The following is a 14,417-nucleotide window of genomic DNA, read 5'->3' as shown; positions in this document are numbered from 1 at the left end:
ATGGAACGGCGCACAACACCTTTTGCAAAAATTTATTTAATTGCTATTTTTATTATTTTATATGCACCAATATTTTTCTTGATTTTTTATTCATTTAACAGTGGGGGCACAATGAGTCATTTCAAAGGTTTTACTTTAGAATGGTATCGTTCCCTACTTGATGATAAAAGGCTACTCATCATTGTTTTGAACACGTTTGCGATTGCTTTAATCTCTGCTTTAATCGCCACTATTGTTGGTGTGTTTGGCGCATTAGCCATTTATTCATTTAAAAAGAGACAAACAAAAAATACAGTTCTATCTTTAAATAATATTTTAATCGTCAGCCCAGACGTTATTATGGGCGCATCTTTTTTAATTTTGTTCACAATCGCGGGCATCCATTTAGGTTTTATGTCTGTTTTATTATCCCATATTGCCTTTAGTATACCGATTGTTGTCCTACTTGTTCTACCAAAATTAAACGAGATGCAACCATCGTTAATTGACGCGGCGAAAGACCTTGGAGCAACTGAGTGGCAAGTGCTTACTAGAGTTATCTTTCCATATATTACACCTGGTATTTTCGCTGGATTCTTTATGGCACTCACTTATTCACTAGATGATTTTGCTGTGACTTTCTTTGTTACAGGAAATGGTTTTTCTACATTATCTGTAGAAATTTATTCTTTAGCACGACGTGGTATTTCATTAAATATTAATGCTTTGTCAACCGTATTATTCTTATTTACAATGATCCTTATTGTCATATATTACTTCCTTCAACAACGCAGTCACGTTAAAACGATGGGGGTTAGAAAATGAAGAAATTAATCCGATTTTTTCTAGTAAGTGCTCTCGTATCAGGGATCATTTTATATGCGATTTCTAGTTTAAATCAATCGGAAGGTTATTCATCTGGAAATACGTTAACAATTTTTAATTGGGGCGACTATATCGATATGGATCTCGTTAAACAATTTGAAAAAGAAACCGGCATAAAAATCGTTTACGAAACATTTGATTCGAATGAGGCCATGATGACAAAGATTGAACAAGGCGGTACATCATATGATATAGCAGTCCCTTCTGAATATATGATTGATAAGATGCGACAGGAAGATTTACTTATCCCCTTAAATCATAATAAATTACCGAATTTACAATATATTGATGATCGTTTTATGGATTTACCATTTGATCCTGACAATAAATACTCTGTTCCTTATTTTTGGGGAACGGTCGGTATCACTTATAATCCAACATTACTGCCTAATAAAGAGTTCAAAAGTTGGCATGATTTATGGGATCCTGATTTAAAAAATGAAATTATTTTGATTGATGGTGCAAGGGAAATTATCGGTATGGGGTTAAACAGTCTCGGATATTCCTTAAATGATACAGATCCAAAACACTTAGCAGAAGCCTATAATAAATTACAAAAACTAACACCGAATATTAAAGCGATCGTCGGTGATGAAAATAAACTACTCATGCAAAATAATGAAGCGGCTGTCGCTGTTCTATGGTCCGGCGATGCTGCTGATATTATGTGGGAAAATGAGGATATTGATTATGTCATTCCAGAAGAAGGGTCAAATCTTTGGTTTGATAATATCGTCATCCCAAAAACAGCCAAAAATGTAGAAGCAGCTCATCAGTTTATCAACTTTTTGCTTGATCCAAAAATCGCCGCCCAAAACACCGAATATGTCGCCTATTCTACACCGAATAAAGAAGCACTCAAATATATGGACCCAGAAATGGTTCAAGATGAACGCTTCTATCCATCACCTGAGCTAACCGATAAACTTGAAGTATATGAAAATCTCGGTAAAAAGAACTTATCTATATATAACGATTTGTTTTTGGAATTTAAAATGTACCGGAAGTAAAAATAATAAGAGCATCCAGTAAGTCGCCTTGACAACTGGATGCTCTTTTTTTTACCTGTTATGCTTGTATCACATCAAAAGCCTAAAGAGAGATTACTCGTTTTAAACATGTGCTATTTAGCTGTAGCGTTACCGAAATTACTCCATATCAAATCTTCTAGTACGGAAATTCCCCGCTCGTAACGTTCTTTAAACATAACTGGAGCTGGAGTAGATGGTGTTATAATTCCTATCTTATCTCCTGGGAGTAAACGTTCTGGCTTAATCATTTTATCTCTCCTCTATTAATGATACTAATATACTACTATTAGATACATTTCACTAAGTCATATATAGACAAACTTTTACACAAGCAATGCCCGATCACTCTCAAACTCTTCAACCCGCAAGCGTTTAAATTCATCCAATAAGTCCTCAATCGTTACAGCTTTCTTCTTGTCACCAGATATATCAAGAATAATTTCTCCCTTATCCATCATGATGAGTCGGTTACCTAAATCGATTGCTTGTTGCATATTATGTGTCACCATAAGTGTTGTTAGTTCGTATGTTTCTATCAATTCTTTTGTTAGCTGAGTGATTAGTTCTGCACGTGATGGGTCAAGAGCAGCTGTATGTTCATCTAATAGTAAAATATCCGGCTCAGTAAATGTTGCCATTAATAAAGATAAAGCTTGACGTTCACCACCAGATAGAAAACCGACCTTTGTCGTTAATCGATTTTCTAACCCGACATTCAATTTGCTTAAATATGCCTTGAAAAGCTCTCGACGTTTTTTAGTTACACCGAATGTAAGGCGCCGTTTTTTACAGCGGGAAATTGCGATCGCTAAGTTTTCTTCGATTGTCATAGTTGGAGCCGTTCCCGCCATTGGATCTTGGAAAACGCGTCCAATCATACGTGCACGTTTATATTCCGGTAAGTGAACAACCTGTTTTCCATTTATAAAAACTTCACCAACATCAGGAAATAAGCTTCCAGAGACCATATTCATTAATGTCGATTTTCCTGCTCCATTACTCCCAATAACTGTGACAAAATCACCCTTTTTTAAGGAGAGATTAATATCTTTTAATGCTTTCTTTTCGTTTGGTGTGTTCTCATTGAATGTAACAGATAAATGCTGTAATTTAAGCATCCGTAACACCTTCTTCCTTACGACGAAGCTCTATTTGCAAGCGTTTTTCTGAGCGCCGTTTCCTTTCTTTTCGAGACTTTAACACATTGGGTAAAACTAATGACGCAATAACGAGGACCGCTGTGATTAATTTCATATCGCCTGTTTCTAAGAAATCGACTCGTAATGCCAAAGTGACAACCATGCGGTAAATAATCGCCCCGCCAATAACTGCCAATGTCGCTCGGGCAATTGTTTTCGTACCAAAAATAGCTTCACCGATAATGACAGAGGCTAAACCAATAATAATCATCCCAATGCCCATTCCAACATCAGCAAACCCACCGTGCTGTGCAATAAGACCACCTGCAAAGGCAACAAGGGCATTCGATATACCAACTCCTAAAATAATAAGTGAGTCGGTATTAGCAGAAAAGCTGCGGATCATTTTTTTGTTATCACCTGTTGCACGTAAAGCAAGTCCAACTTCTGTTTTTAAGAAAAAATCAGTTAAGAGTTTCACAATTGTCGTTATAATAAGCATCACACCGATGATCGCCCATGTTTTTGGAACCTGTGTCAAACCAACTGAACTCAACAACCCGTTTATTAATGAATCAATTCCTGTTTTTTCCCATACAGACTGAACTTGCTTAAAAAATGTCGTCTCATTTAAAAATGATACAGTCGGTTTGTCAAGAATACGTAAGTTAATGGAATATAGCGCTGTCATCATTAATATTCCTGATAATAAAGGGTTGACTTTTCCTTTTGTATGAAGAAGTCCTGTTATACAGCCTGCAAGAAAACCAGCCACTAATGCTAATAAGCTCGCAACAATCGGTGGTACACCATGAATAATCGAAATAGCTGCAACAGCTGCACCCGTTACAAAACTCCCATCTACAGTTAAGTCAGGAAAGTCTAAAATACGAAATGTTAAATAAACACCTAAAGCCATAATCGCATATATAATGCCAGATTCTACTGCACCGAACATTGATAAAAACAAATGAATCTCTCCTCTCCAACTCGTTTTAAAGAAATCACAGGAACGAATAGCTCCTGTGATTGATGTCTACATGAACTGTTATTCATTTGTTTCTAGAAATTCAGCCAATTCATCCCACTCATCATGCCACTTGACACCTTGTTTTTCAGCCGCTTCTTTATTAATAATTAATTTTATCTCTTCAGGATATTCTACCGGGATATCGCTCGGGTCTTTTTCTCCCTTTAAGATTTCAACCGCCATTTCGCCCGTACGGTAACCAATCTTAATATAGTCAATGCCAAATGTAGCGAATCCACCCTTTTCTAATGAATCAGGTTCCCCAACGATTAATGGAATTTTCTGATCCTCTGCAACGCCAACAACACTATCGAGTGCTGAGACAACCATATTATCTGTCACGATATAAAGAACGTCCACTTCACTTGCAATAGTCATTGTCGCTTGTTGTACTTCAGACGTATTGGCTACTGTTCGCTCAGTTAGCGTTAAGCTCGTTCCTTCAGCTGCTTCTTTCACCGTATCAATCTGAGATACTGAATTTTGTTCTCCTGCATTATATATAAGTCCTACATTCGCCCCATTAAAATATTTATCGATAAACTGAACTGTTTCCTTTATTGCTTCAGGATGTAAGTCGACAACTCCAGTTATATTATCTCCTGGTTGATCCATCGCTTCGACAATTCCTGCTCCAACTGGATCGGAAACAGACGTAAATACAATTGGAATCTGATCTGTTGCTTGCAATGCTCCTAATGTACTTGCAGTTGAATTAGCAAAAATTAGGTCAACACTATCTGCTACGAAGTTATCAGCAATTGGCTTTACATTGTTTTGTTCTCCTTGAGCACTTTGCAAATCAAATTCGACATCTAATCCTGCATCTTTTAAGGCCTCTTGAAATCCCTTATACGCCTGATCTAATGAGGGATGCTCAACGATTTGTGTCGCACCGATTTTAAATGTTTTTCCTTTTTTGCTTGATCCACCATTAGAGCTACCTCCAGCCTTATCTTCTGAATTTCCACAAGCACCTAACATGATTAAACTCATAAGCAGCATACATAAAATAATTATTCTCTTCCTCATCTCTCTACTCCACTCCTCTAATTCCTTGTGATATTATTAACATTTTTCTAAATAATTAGCGACTATTATACCACAGGCGTTTTGTTAGTCAAGATACAGTTTTAAACTGAAAACGCTATCATAAAATAATTTAATTTATATCCTGTTGTATAACATTTCATTAGAACCTATTTGTATCCGTTTACAAGTATTGTTACGTCTATGTTTTTAAAAAGTGGTTAATTTTCCCATTATGTAATTTTTTTTAAAAAAAGCTTTTTAGAAATATTTTATTTTATGGTCTGTATTTATTCGATATAATAAAGATGACCATGAAAAAGGAGTATGACAATTGATTGAAATTTACACAGATGGTGCATCAAGTGGAAATCCCGGTATCAGTGGCGCTGGTATTTACATAAAAGCATATGGGCTCGTTTACACATTCGCCATTCCACTTGGAGTTTGTACAAACCATGAAGCCGAATTCTACGCGGTCATTAAAGCATTGGAAATTTGTAAAGATAAATTTCCCGGAGACATTCTCTCCTTTCGTTCAGATTCTAAAATAGTCGTTGATACGATAGAAAAAGATTATACAAATAATAAAGCCTTCCAGCCGTTATTAGAAAAAATAAGGCAAGAAGGAAAGTCGTTTCCATATGTTTTTATTAAATGGATTCCAAATCGCACCAACCAAAAGGCTGATCAATTAGCGAAACAAGCGATTCAACAGCAACACTAAACTATCCGTTTTCTAACATTTTCCCAAGTGGTCCATCTTCACGAATGATGTCTTGAATCTCGTAGATAGATATTGGAAACATCGGAAAGCCGACATAATATGGTGTGATTTCATAAAGTTGAAAATAGATAACAAGCGCTTTATCAGCAAGATAAAAATCTTGTTTCGATGAAATTGTAATGGGCTCATCAAATGTATCGAGATTTCGTTCTTTTATTTGTCTTTCAACGATTTTTTTAAGTACGTCTTGATAATGACTATTTGGCTTAAACAGTTCATGAAGTTGGTAGCTTTTTCCCGTTTTCACATCAAACGTTAACGATTTCATTAATGTTAAGCCATGAGCATGATATGGTGCATATGCATAATTAGTTAATGATAGGCTAAGGACGTTACGTTCATTTGTTTTTACTTCATACTGTCCTAACATCTCTTGAAAAAGACCTGCCTGCTGACTTTCATACTGCTCTCTTCGTAAATTTTGTACTTGTTGATAAATCTTTTGATTCATTGTTTGCTGAGCGGTTATATTTTGCAAATGAATGATTTGCGGATAATAAATCTGCTCTCCAGAGCTCTTTATGACAAATGTCTGAAGTGATACAGGTAAAATGGGCTGAAACATACGGCTCCTCCTCGTAAACTTTGTTAATAATACTTTATTCAATGCCCATAAAAATGTTATAACATAAAAAATTCCCTGCCACAGTACGCCGACTGGACAGGGATATGATACATTTCTTAATTTAAAGCAATAATTCTTTGATTGCGACTTCCTCTAAAGGTTAATGATAAATCTCTCTGTTCAATAACAAATTTACCATCGACAAGCACATCACAAATTTGCAATAATTCTTTTTTATATGGGTCATTCGAAGCTATAATTTTCTCATACGTAAAACCACTGTAGATCCAGATATTTTTATCAAGCTTCTTAATTTCTTTGGCAAGCTTTACGAGTTCTTTCGCTTGAATCATCGGCTCTCCACCAGAAAAGGTCACATCTGTTAATGGATTATCTGCCACTTCTTGCAAGATATCATCGACTGACATGTTTTTTCCATTCGTCATCTTCCAACTTGATGGGTTATGGCATCCGAGACATTGATGTGGACAACCTGCGAAAAAGATAACTGTCCGTAAGCCTTCGCCATCAACAACTGAGTCATGGATAATGTTCATGACCTTCATTGGTGCTTGACCCTTTCCGCTTCTTCCTGATATTTCGCTTCATTCCATTTCGTCATATCACCAACTAAATATCCGGTAATCCGTCTAATTCGTTCAATCAATTGTTCATCATCATTTTCACAATCAGGACATGCATTGTCAATTATGCCTGAATGACCACAAACTTTACAACGGTCAACGGGATGATTAATTGAACCGTATCCCATATTACTTGTAGCCATCGCTTTCACGAGCTTGTCCAATGCTGGAATGTTTTTCGAAACATCTCCATCCACTTCGATATATGAAATATGGCCGGCATTACATAATTCATGAAATGGACCTTCTTTTCTAATCTTATCAATTGCTTTGATTGGGTAGTATACAGGAACATGGAAAGAATTCGTATAATAATCTCGCTCTGTCACACCCGGAATTTTTCCGAAGTCTTGCTGATCACGCTTCGTAAACTTGCCTGACAATCCTTCAGCAGGTGTTGCAATAAGTGTGAAATTTAATTGATATTGCTGAGTTGCCTCGTCCATCCGTTCACGCAGTTGTTTTACAATACGATATCCTAGTTCATATGCAGCTTCACTTTCACCATGGTGTTTACCCGTTAAAGCTACAAGCGCTTCTGCCAAACCGATAAAACCTATACTTAATGTCCCATGTTTTAACACTTCTTCAAGTGTATCCTCATCTTGAAGTTTTTCACTATCTTTCCAAACATGTTGTCTATATAGAAAGGAGAAATGCTTGGCTTTCTTTCTTGCCTGAAAACGGAATCGTTCGAGTAACTGGAGAATAGCAATATCAATATAGTTATGTAGCTTCTCCATAAATTTTTCAACTGTTTTCGTCGATAAGGCAATTTTGACGAGATTAATGGATGTAAACGATAAATTACCACGACGAATACTATTTTCATCACCATGAATATTAGACATAACACGTGTACGGCATCCCATATATGATACTTCTGATTCCGGTGTCCCATCATAGTACTGAGCATTAAAGGTAGAATCAATAAAGCTGAAATTTGGAAATAATCGCTTAGCAGTCGTTTCGAGTGCTAATTGATATAAATCATAATTCGGATCACCTTCATGAAAGTTGATTCCTTTTTTCATCTTAAAAATTTGAATCGGAAAAATCGGTGTTTCCCCTTTACCTAACCCTGCTTGTGTTGCTAATAACAGATTTTTAACGAGAAGCCGACCTTCCTTAGACGTATCCGTTCCGTAGTTAATTGACACAAACGGAACTTGTCCTCCACCTCTAGAATGCATGCTATTACTATTATGAATAAATGCTTCACATGCTTGATAGACATCACGCTCTGTTTCAATCCAGGCGTGTTCTTTAACTTCTTCCTCTACCCACGATGTTGGATATGACTTTAACTTTATTAAATGCTTTTCATATGTTTTACGTACATACGGAGCCAAATCAAAATCAAACATTGGAAAACTCTGACCACCATGTTGCATATTTTGATTCGCCTGAAAAATGATAGACGCTAATGCAAGCGCACTTGTAATCGAAGACGGTTCTCGCATATGCCCATGACCTGTATTAAATCCATTTTTAAGTAGTTCCCCTAACGGAATTTGACAACAAGTTGTCGTTCCTGTTGGATAAAAATCGAAATCATGCGGATGAAGATAATTTTCCTCAATCGCACGCTTCACACTTGGTTGGAGTAGTTTTTCCATTCCATAAAACTTCCCACTTTCTGAAGCAAATTTTCCCATTTGCCCCATCGGCGACTGCCCATCAACATTCGCATTTTCTTGTAGTAGATTACGATTTTTCACCTCTACAATTTGTGAGAAAGTGTCCATTAAGCGTGCTTCCACATCATGTTCTTCTTTAAGCAAAACCATTTCATTTCCCCCTATGCCTCACGCTTTTTTGCCATATATAGTATTCATTTAATAATTATACACTACATATGGTGTCGTAAATAATCATAACATAGAGAGAGACTGTTTAATGTGAATGATTTTTGAAAGTCTTAGGGAAATATTTTTTAAATTTTCGAATGGTATAACCGCTTTATCTGGCATGTTTTCACTTGAGATTTTCGAGGATAAGATATCTTTTATATACGATAAATACCAACTCAAATTCCGTGACTTTTTTAACAAAATCTATTGCACATTAAAAAGATATAAAAAAACTATCATTTCGGTTTATTAGATGTAAATCATTCAATTTCCTCATTATATTTGACAAGATAATCAGCTTGTTCAATCGGGTGAATTTCAGTCACATATTTATCCTCTGCAGGAAAATAACGATTTATATATTTTTTCAAAATCATATCTCGGTTTCCTATATATGTATCTCTATTAAGCACGCGAGACAATCTTTTATCTTTCGGAACATCTAAATAAATAACATAATCAAAATAATTTCTTAACAAAGGTCGTTGGATGAAAACACCCTCTATCATTAGAATGGTATCTGCATCTATATCGAGTCGTCGTTGATGATAAACGTCTTGAGTTTTATCATAAGATTCAATCATATGATGTATTTCTTTTCCTTTGTGAATGGGGATGAATATATTTTCTAAGACATAATCATATCGCCATTGAATGTTGTAATAACAATCCCATTCTGCTTTGTTTTTATTATATCGAACGGATCTTTTATGGATAAAATCATCCATATGAAGCAAAGCGACTTTCATGTCTGCTAACTTCAGAGCATCTTCTAGCTTTTGGGCATAAGTCGTTTTACCAGCTCCACCAAGGCCATCGATTCCGATGATAAACGTTTTATTGGCCTGTCGTTGTTGAATATTTCTGATTATATTTTCCATATCAACACAACCATTTTAGACTAGTCTATATACCATTTAGGTACAAGCTGGGAAAATTCATCATGATCTACTATAACATCGAGTGAATATCGTAGCATTTTTTCATAAATTCCTAATGGGCCCCCCCATACGAGTGCTGACACGATATGCATCGCACTATAGAGTGTGTACAACTCCCAAAACGAATCTGTGACACCACCTATGTCATCATGATAACCGTCTACAATCCCAATCGTAAACGGAACACTTGCCTTGACAGAGAAAAAGCCTAATTTCGTTAAATCATGAATAGGATCTCCCCAATCCATCCGTTGAAAATCAATAATACCAGACAATGTTCGCTCGTGAATCAGTAAATTAGCCGGATGAAAATCATCGTGTTGGAACGTATTTGGTCTTTCTATCAATAAATGTTCATGTAAACGTATATAATTTTTAAGAAGTGATTTAATATGCTCATCAAGAGGAACATTTTTTAAACGCTTTAAATAACTGTCACTCTTATGCTTTTTATGATTGTACCAATTTGGTGTACCCTCAGGAGCATTTAAATGATGCAATTTTTTCAGTTCTTTCCCTGCAAGAAAACCTGCATCATATTGTTCAATTTGCGTTATATCTTTTAAAGCTACCTCTCCATCTTGACCAGGTAAATACGATAGAATCATATACGACATATCAGCCGAGTCTAGTGTGCCGAATTCGAACGTTTTCGGAACATAAGCCGATAGCTCATTTAATCGCGAAATCGTGTCATACTCAATTTGGCGTTCTTGTTTATCTTTTTTCGGGAACAATCTTAATAAGTACTGGTCATCAATGACATATTTTTTATCAGATGAAAAGCCTTTCGTTAACTCTTTAATCTGGCCTCCCTTTTGAGCAATTGGTATCTGTTGTAAATATTCCGGCTTCATTATAGCCCTCCTTTATATTCTTAATGATATATCATTTTATTAAGAATTTTATTTATATTAATATCTTAGCAAAAGTTTTTTATAATGGAAGACAGTTACTATCTTTTATCATAAAAAAAACCAGTATTCGACTGATTTTTTTAAAGAAAGTATACTTATTTCCAATCACTTTTTTCGCTCCAAATACTTCGACCCTTCACGTATCGCTAACTTAGAAAGCGATTGTTTTTCAATAAATTCAGCTACTGATGTTGGGTTTGTCTTGGAATACTCCCTTAAAGCCCAGCCAATCGCCTTTTGAATAAAAAATTCATCGATCTGTTTTAAGCGATTAATAATCGAATATAAACGCTTTTCATCCGTTTGATCTTTATATTTTAATTGAAAGAGAATCATCGTTCGTTGCAACCACAAATGATTGGAAGAAAGCCATTCATCACCTTTTTCTAATATAAGCTGTGGATACGTCTGAAAAACATTGCCTACTAAATGACTTGCTATCGCATCAACTGTGTCCCACCATGATTTGGTCGTAATCATATATTCTAGTAATTCGATGTGGTGATCTGTTAACCGCTTTTTATGCTTTACTAAATAATCAACAGCAACATATTGGTACTCCCGTTCTGGCATCTCCCATAATGTACGAATCATTTCGCTGACATGCTCACTATCGTAATCGACTTCTCGGAGAAAGGGTTTAGATAAATCTCTTCTTTCCTTTGCCTTTAATCCGATAAAAGGAAATTGATTTCTCATATATTTTTCCATATGGATAGCATTTTCTTCATTTCTATTCGCTTCAAATACCGTATGTAATGATGCTATGGATTGTTTTGACATGTTAACACCCCAAACACTTTTTCATTTCATCCTATTACTATTTATGTGATTCATCATAAATAGATTTCCATAAAGAATCGATTAGAAAACGGCATAAATGATAGAATGTTAATTCAACTATACCATATCCGGCAATGAGTTATGAAACTAGCACAGTTTAGCTGAATGACGAGCTAAAACAAACCTAACATAGTCAAAAACAAAATCCTCATTAGCTTAATTTCCTAACAGTTCTCTCGTCTTATTTAAAATCTCTTCATCTTTTAAGCGAAATTTAAATTCCACTCTCCTTGATTCCTGAGCACTATATTTTCCCTTTTTATTAGTACGTGAGTCAGCATATGATTTACTATTGACAGTCAATTTTTTCTCAAGTTGTGCTTGTAGACCACGATTTGGGAATTTTTCACCTAAAATATATTCTGCAACACGATACGCACGCTTCTGAGCAAGCTCTAAATTATATAAGTACGACCCGTCCATATCTGTATGACCTTCGATAATCACTTCTGCAATATAGTCTTCATAGTTATTTTTTAATAAGATATCTAAATACTGTGGGATGAAGTCATCTAATAGTCCATAAGAATCCGGATGGAGTTCCGCTTCATCATAAGCGAATAATATTTCTGTATTAAAAATAATTGCTCCTGTCTTTTCATCTACCTCGATTCCATGCTCTGAATCAGTAAATGCTTCCTTCAAGTCATGAACTATTTGTGTACGCACGCCCATAATTTGGTCTAATGTTTTTTTCATTTCTTTAATTTGATATGATTTAATCACCATCATCACAATAAAAAATAACATAAAACAGAGTAGAATCGTCGTTAATAAATCAGTAAAAGATGGCCAAAATTGTCCTTCTTCCTGCTCTCCCTTAAACAAGCGTTGATATTTAGAATTCATTTCTATCCATCCCTATATGAGTGGCATTTTGTTGGCTGGTTGTCTGAACTCCTCGATTATAGGATTGAAACTCGCGACCAATCTCTTGCAATAGCTGCTGAATAGAACGGAAATAGTTCCGTTGCATCTCTTCCGTCATCCGACGAATATCTACTAATTCTCGCTTCATACCTTCGCTCGTTCGACTCATTGCATCACCAAACTGGTGCACGACATCATGCAGGCGATGATTTAGTTGTCCTTCTAAACTATCAACATGTTTTATAAGAGCATCTTTTAACACATCTACACTTCTATCCAGTTCCCTTTCTCGATGCTGGAATGATTGATTGATTTGCGAAACAGTTGCGTTTATTTCTTGAATAAGCTGTTCGTTTTTCGTTCCAAGTTGCTCGAAGGTTTCAGAAGCCTTTAACATATGTTTTTCAAATGTCACTGACTGGTTAGCATGGTTGTCTAAATGCTGATTAAACTTTGTACTAAATTCTGCCAATTTACGCATTCTCTCTGATAAAATATGGCTAGCTTCTTCTTGTGTTCGGTTCGTCATTTCTAAGTATTGAGGTAATTTACTGACACCATCCCCTACATGTTCAAAACCATGGCGCAGATTTTTTAAATCATTAGATAGATTGCCTAATTTTTCACTGACCTGATGACCAAAGATTTTCTTTAACTCTTCACGATGCTCCGCAATCACAGCTACCATTTGTTGTTGCTCCTTAACAACTTGTTCAAAAGTTTGACGAACTTGCTGCTGCTCTTCCACGACTGATGTGACAAAGTTTTTTAATTCTTCTGAGGTAACCTCCATATGCTTCAAGGTTTGCATTTGTGCAGACGATGTTTCTTGTGCTTTTTCAAATATTTGTTCGATAATATTCGCTACCCGTTCATTCCGTTGATCCGCTTTTTTAAAATAAGCAAATAATGTAGAAAAATTTTCATTTAACGCCGTTGTACCGTCCGCAAATCCATCTGTCACCGCCTTCATCTGTTGAAACAACGTTTGAAAATCTCGTAAATTACTTGAAAGTCCGTCATCAAAAGCCGCTAAATCTTTTGCAGACTGCTGTAATCCAGTTGTGTATTCTCTAAATCCGACAAAAGATTTAACTACTTCATGAAGGGATTGGTGAATGGCTTCAGATACTTCTATTAAACGATTCATGCCATGTTGTTCGTCACCTTCAAAGTGAGACTCTACCATAAGCATTAAATCTGTCATCATATATTCTGTATTTAGGACTCTACGAAGGATTGTCGTAAAAAGTGAAAAAGTCATCCCAACAATACTTGTGTAAAAAGCGACATCAATACCAGATAACACGCCAACGACATTTTCAATGAGAAAGTCTCCACTCATATTCATACCACTTAAAGAAATCGTTAAACCGATAAATGTCCCTAACACACCGAGTAAAATAAACACCGATACCATCATTTGAATGAGCTTCATAGCAGCAATCACTGGGACACGAAACATCCGCCAACTAGAAAATTTCTCTTGCACAAATGTCTCTACGTTCAATGCTTCTTCTTTTTGTCTTAAATCGAATTGTTCTTTAAAAGTTTGCAACGGCTCGATATCCACACGGTTTGTTTCTTTTAAATACTTCCTTATTCTATTAATCTTCAAAAACAAAACAAGATGAATTGTCACCGTTAATATAAAAGCGATAAATAGCGTCAAGAAAATAAATTCAATCATGGGATGAACGAGAATCGCTGCTACTTTTTCCTTACTCGCAAATAATTCGAGGATTGCTTGTACCATTCCTTTTCCTCCTATACATGAAGAAATCAAGTGCCCTTTTTAATACATATTCTAGACTTGGACAAATCATGTATAGAAATCGGTTTGTATCACTTAAACTGTGATAGAGTGATTCTGAAGTATGGACTAGCGAGAGTAAAAGGGCTGA

The 14,417-nt window shown here is 35.7% G+C and carries 15 protein-coding genes; 3 read left to right on the top strand and 12 right to left on the bottom strand.

The features are described 5' to 3' along the window. Together VIG73_RS01530 and VIG73_RS01525 are read left to right on the top strand one after the other, a co-directional pair. Nucleotides 1-804: an ABC transporter permease gene (locus VIG73_RS01530; protein WP_331638685.1), complete on the top strand. Its 804-nt coding sequence runs from the start codon at nucleotides 1-3 to the stop codon at nucleotides 802-804. After that, nucleotides 801-1,874, top strand: a complete 1,074-nt coding sequence (locus tag VIG73_RS01525) for an ABC transporter substrate-binding protein (protein ID WP_331638683.1) — start codon at nucleotides 801-803, stop codon at nucleotides 1,872-1,874. Before VIG73_RS01530 ends, VIG73_RS01525 begins: the two co-directional genes overlap by 4 nt. A gap of 113 nt (nucleotides 1,875-1,987) precedes the next feature. Here the strand turns inward: VIG73_RS01525 and VIG73_RS01520 are convergent, their stop codons facing one another. From VIG73_RS01520 to VIG73_RS01505, 4 genes are all read right to left on the bottom strand, one after another. Continuing rightward, nucleotides 1,988-2,143, bottom strand: coding sequence for a hypothetical protein (locus VIG73_RS01520; protein WP_331638681.1), 156 nt, complete (start codon nucleotides 2,141-2,143; stop codon nucleotides 1,988-1,990). 75 nt (nucleotides 2,144-2,218) lie between these two features. After that, the gene (locus VIG73_RS01515; RefSeq protein ID WP_331638679.1) at nucleotides 2,219-3,013 is read right to left on the bottom strand and encodes an ABC transporter ATP-binding protein; all 795 of its coding nucleotides are present in this window, start codon (nucleotides 3,011-3,013) and stop codon (nucleotides 2,219-2,221) included. Further along, nucleotides 3,006-4,004 (bottom strand): ABC transporter permease, encoded by a 999-nt coding sequence (locus tag VIG73_RS01510; protein WP_331638677.1) that lies wholly within the window; start codon nucleotides 4,002-4,004, stop codon nucleotides 3,006-3,008. The genes VIG73_RS01515 and VIG73_RS01510 overlap by 8 nt, the downstream gene beginning before the upstream one ends. 78 nt (nucleotides 4,005-4,082) lie before the next feature. Continuing rightward, a complete protein-coding gene (locus tag VIG73_RS01505) occupies nucleotides 4,083-5,096 on the bottom strand; it encodes an ABC transporter substrate-binding protein (RefSeq protein WP_331638675.1) in 1,014 nt (337 codons plus the stop codon). A 331-nt stretch (nucleotides 5,097-5,427) separates the two neighbouring features. Between VIG73_RS01505 and VIG73_RS01500 the strand changes: the two genes are divergently transcribed. Next, entirely contained in the window at nucleotides 5,428-5,820 is a 393-nt protein-coding gene (locus VIG73_RS01500) for a ribonuclease HI family protein (RefSeq protein WP_331638673.1), read from the top strand. Nucleotide 5,821: 1 nt separating this feature from the next. Here VIG73_RS01500 and VIG73_RS01495 read toward each other — a convergent pair whose 3' ends face one another. From VIG73_RS01495 to VIG73_RS01460, 8 genes are all read right to left on the bottom strand, one after another. Beyond that, nucleotides 5,822-6,445 carry a DUF3298 and DUF4163 domain-containing protein gene (locus tag VIG73_RS01495; protein WP_331638671.1) on the bottom strand — a complete coding sequence of 208 codons (624 nt, stop codon included), beginning with the start codon at nucleotides 6,443-6,445 and terminating at the stop codon, nucleotides 5,822-5,824. A 116-nt stretch (nucleotides 6,446-6,561) separates the two neighbouring features. Continuing rightward, entirely contained in the window at nucleotides 6,562-7,011 is a 450-nt protein-coding gene (gene nrdG, locus VIG73_RS01490) for an anaerobic ribonucleoside-triphosphate reductase activating protein (RefSeq protein ID WP_331638669.1), read from the bottom strand. Beyond that, nucleotides 7,008-8,879, bottom strand: coding sequence for an anaerobic ribonucleoside triphosphate reductase (locus VIG73_RS01485; RefSeq protein WP_331638667.1), 1,872 nt, complete (start codon nucleotides 8,877-8,879; stop codon nucleotides 7,008-7,010). The genes nrdG and VIG73_RS01485 overlap by 4 nt, the downstream gene beginning before the upstream one ends. A gap of 323 nt (nucleotides 8,880-9,202) precedes the next feature. Then, nucleotides 9,203-9,823 (bottom strand): uridine kinase, encoded by a 621-nt coding sequence (locus VIG73_RS01480; RefSeq protein ID WP_331638665.1) that lies wholly within the window; start codon nucleotides 9,821-9,823, stop codon nucleotides 9,203-9,205. Between the two features lie 20 nt (nucleotides 9,824-9,843). Further along, entirely contained in the window at nucleotides 9,844-10,740 is an 897-nt protein-coding gene (locus tag VIG73_RS01475) for an aminoglycoside phosphotransferase family protein (RefSeq protein ID WP_331638663.1), read from the bottom strand. Between the two features lie 165 nt (nucleotides 10,741-10,905). After that, a complete protein-coding gene (locus VIG73_RS01470; protein WP_331638661.1) occupies nucleotides 10,906-11,583 on the bottom strand; it encodes a DNA alkylation repair protein in 678 nt (225 codons plus the stop codon). Between the two features lie 216 nt (nucleotides 11,584-11,799). After that, on the bottom strand, nucleotides 11,800-12,492 hold the full coding sequence (locus VIG73_RS01465; RefSeq protein WP_331638659.1) for an OmpA family protein: 693 nt from the start codon (nucleotides 12,490-12,492) through the stop codon (nucleotides 11,800-11,802). After that, complete coding sequence (locus VIG73_RS01460) at nucleotides 12,482-14,269, bottom strand: MotA/TolQ/ExbB proton channel family protein (RefSeq protein WP_331638657.1); 1,788 nt, start codon at nucleotides 14,267-14,269, stop codon at nucleotides 12,482-12,484. The genes VIG73_RS01465 and VIG73_RS01460 overlap by 11 nt, the downstream gene beginning before the upstream one ends. Nucleotides 14,270-14,417: the final 148 nt, after the last annotated feature.

Origin of the sequence: Cerasibacillus sp., assembly GCF_036516575.1 — a bacterium.
GTDB lineage: Bacteria > Bacillota > Bacilli > Bacillales > Amphibacillaceae > Cerasibacillus.
Note: the sequence above shows the minus strand (reverse complement) of the source record. Positions and strands in the feature narration are given on the sequence as shown.

Bases quoted from the DNA above. Each gene is read 5' to 3' on its own strand.
- VIG73_RS01515 (WP_331638679.1), bottom strand. From the start codon at position 3,013: ATGCTTAAATTACAGCATTTATCTGTTACATTCAATGAGAACACACCA.
- VIG73_RS01495 (WP_331638671.1), bottom strand. From the start codon at position 6,445: ATGTTTCAGCCCATTTTACCTGTATCACTTCAGACATTTGTCATAAAG.
- VIG73_RS01485 (WP_331638667.1), bottom strand. From the start codon at position 8,879: ATGGTTTTGCTTAAAGAAGAACATGATGTGGAAGCACGCTTAATGGAC.
- VIG73_RS01480 (WP_331638665.1), bottom strand. From the start codon at position 9,823: ATGGAAAATATAATCAGAAATATTCAACAACGACAGGCCAATAAAACG.
- VIG73_RS01470 (WP_331638661.1), bottom strand. From the start codon at position 11,583: ATGTCAAAACAATCCATAGCATCATTACATACGGTATTTGAAGCGAAT.
- VIG73_RS01505 (WP_331638675.1), bottom strand. From the start codon at position 5,096: ATGAGGAAGAGAATAATTATTTTATGTATGCTGCTTATGAGTTTAATC.
- VIG73_RS01460 (WP_331638657.1), bottom strand. From the start codon at position 14,269: ATGGTACAAGCAATCCTCGAATTATTTGCGAGTAAGGAAAAAGTAGCA.
- nrdG (WP_331638669.1), bottom strand. From the start codon at position 7,011: ATGAAGGTCATGAACATTATCCATGACTCAGTTGTTGATGGCGAAGGC.
- VIG73_RS01465 (WP_331638659.1), bottom strand. From the start codon at position 12,492: ATGAATTCTAAATATCAACGCTTGTTTAAGGGAGAGCAGGAAGAAGGA.
- VIG73_RS01475 (WP_331638663.1), bottom strand. From the start codon at position 10,740: ATGAAGCCGGAATATTTACAACAGATACCAATTGCTCAAAAGGGAGGC.
- VIG73_RS01525 (WP_331638683.1), top strand. From the start codon at position 801: ATGAAGAAATTAATCCGATTTTTTCTAGTAAGTGCTCTCGTATCAGGG.
- VIG73_RS01520 (WP_331638681.1), bottom strand. From the start codon at position 2,143: ATGATTAAGCCAGAACGTTTACTCCCAGGAGATAAGATAGGAATTATA.
- VIG73_RS01530 (WP_331638685.1), top strand. From the start codon at position 1: ATGGAACGGCGCACAACACCTTTTGCAAAAATTTATTTAATTGCTATT.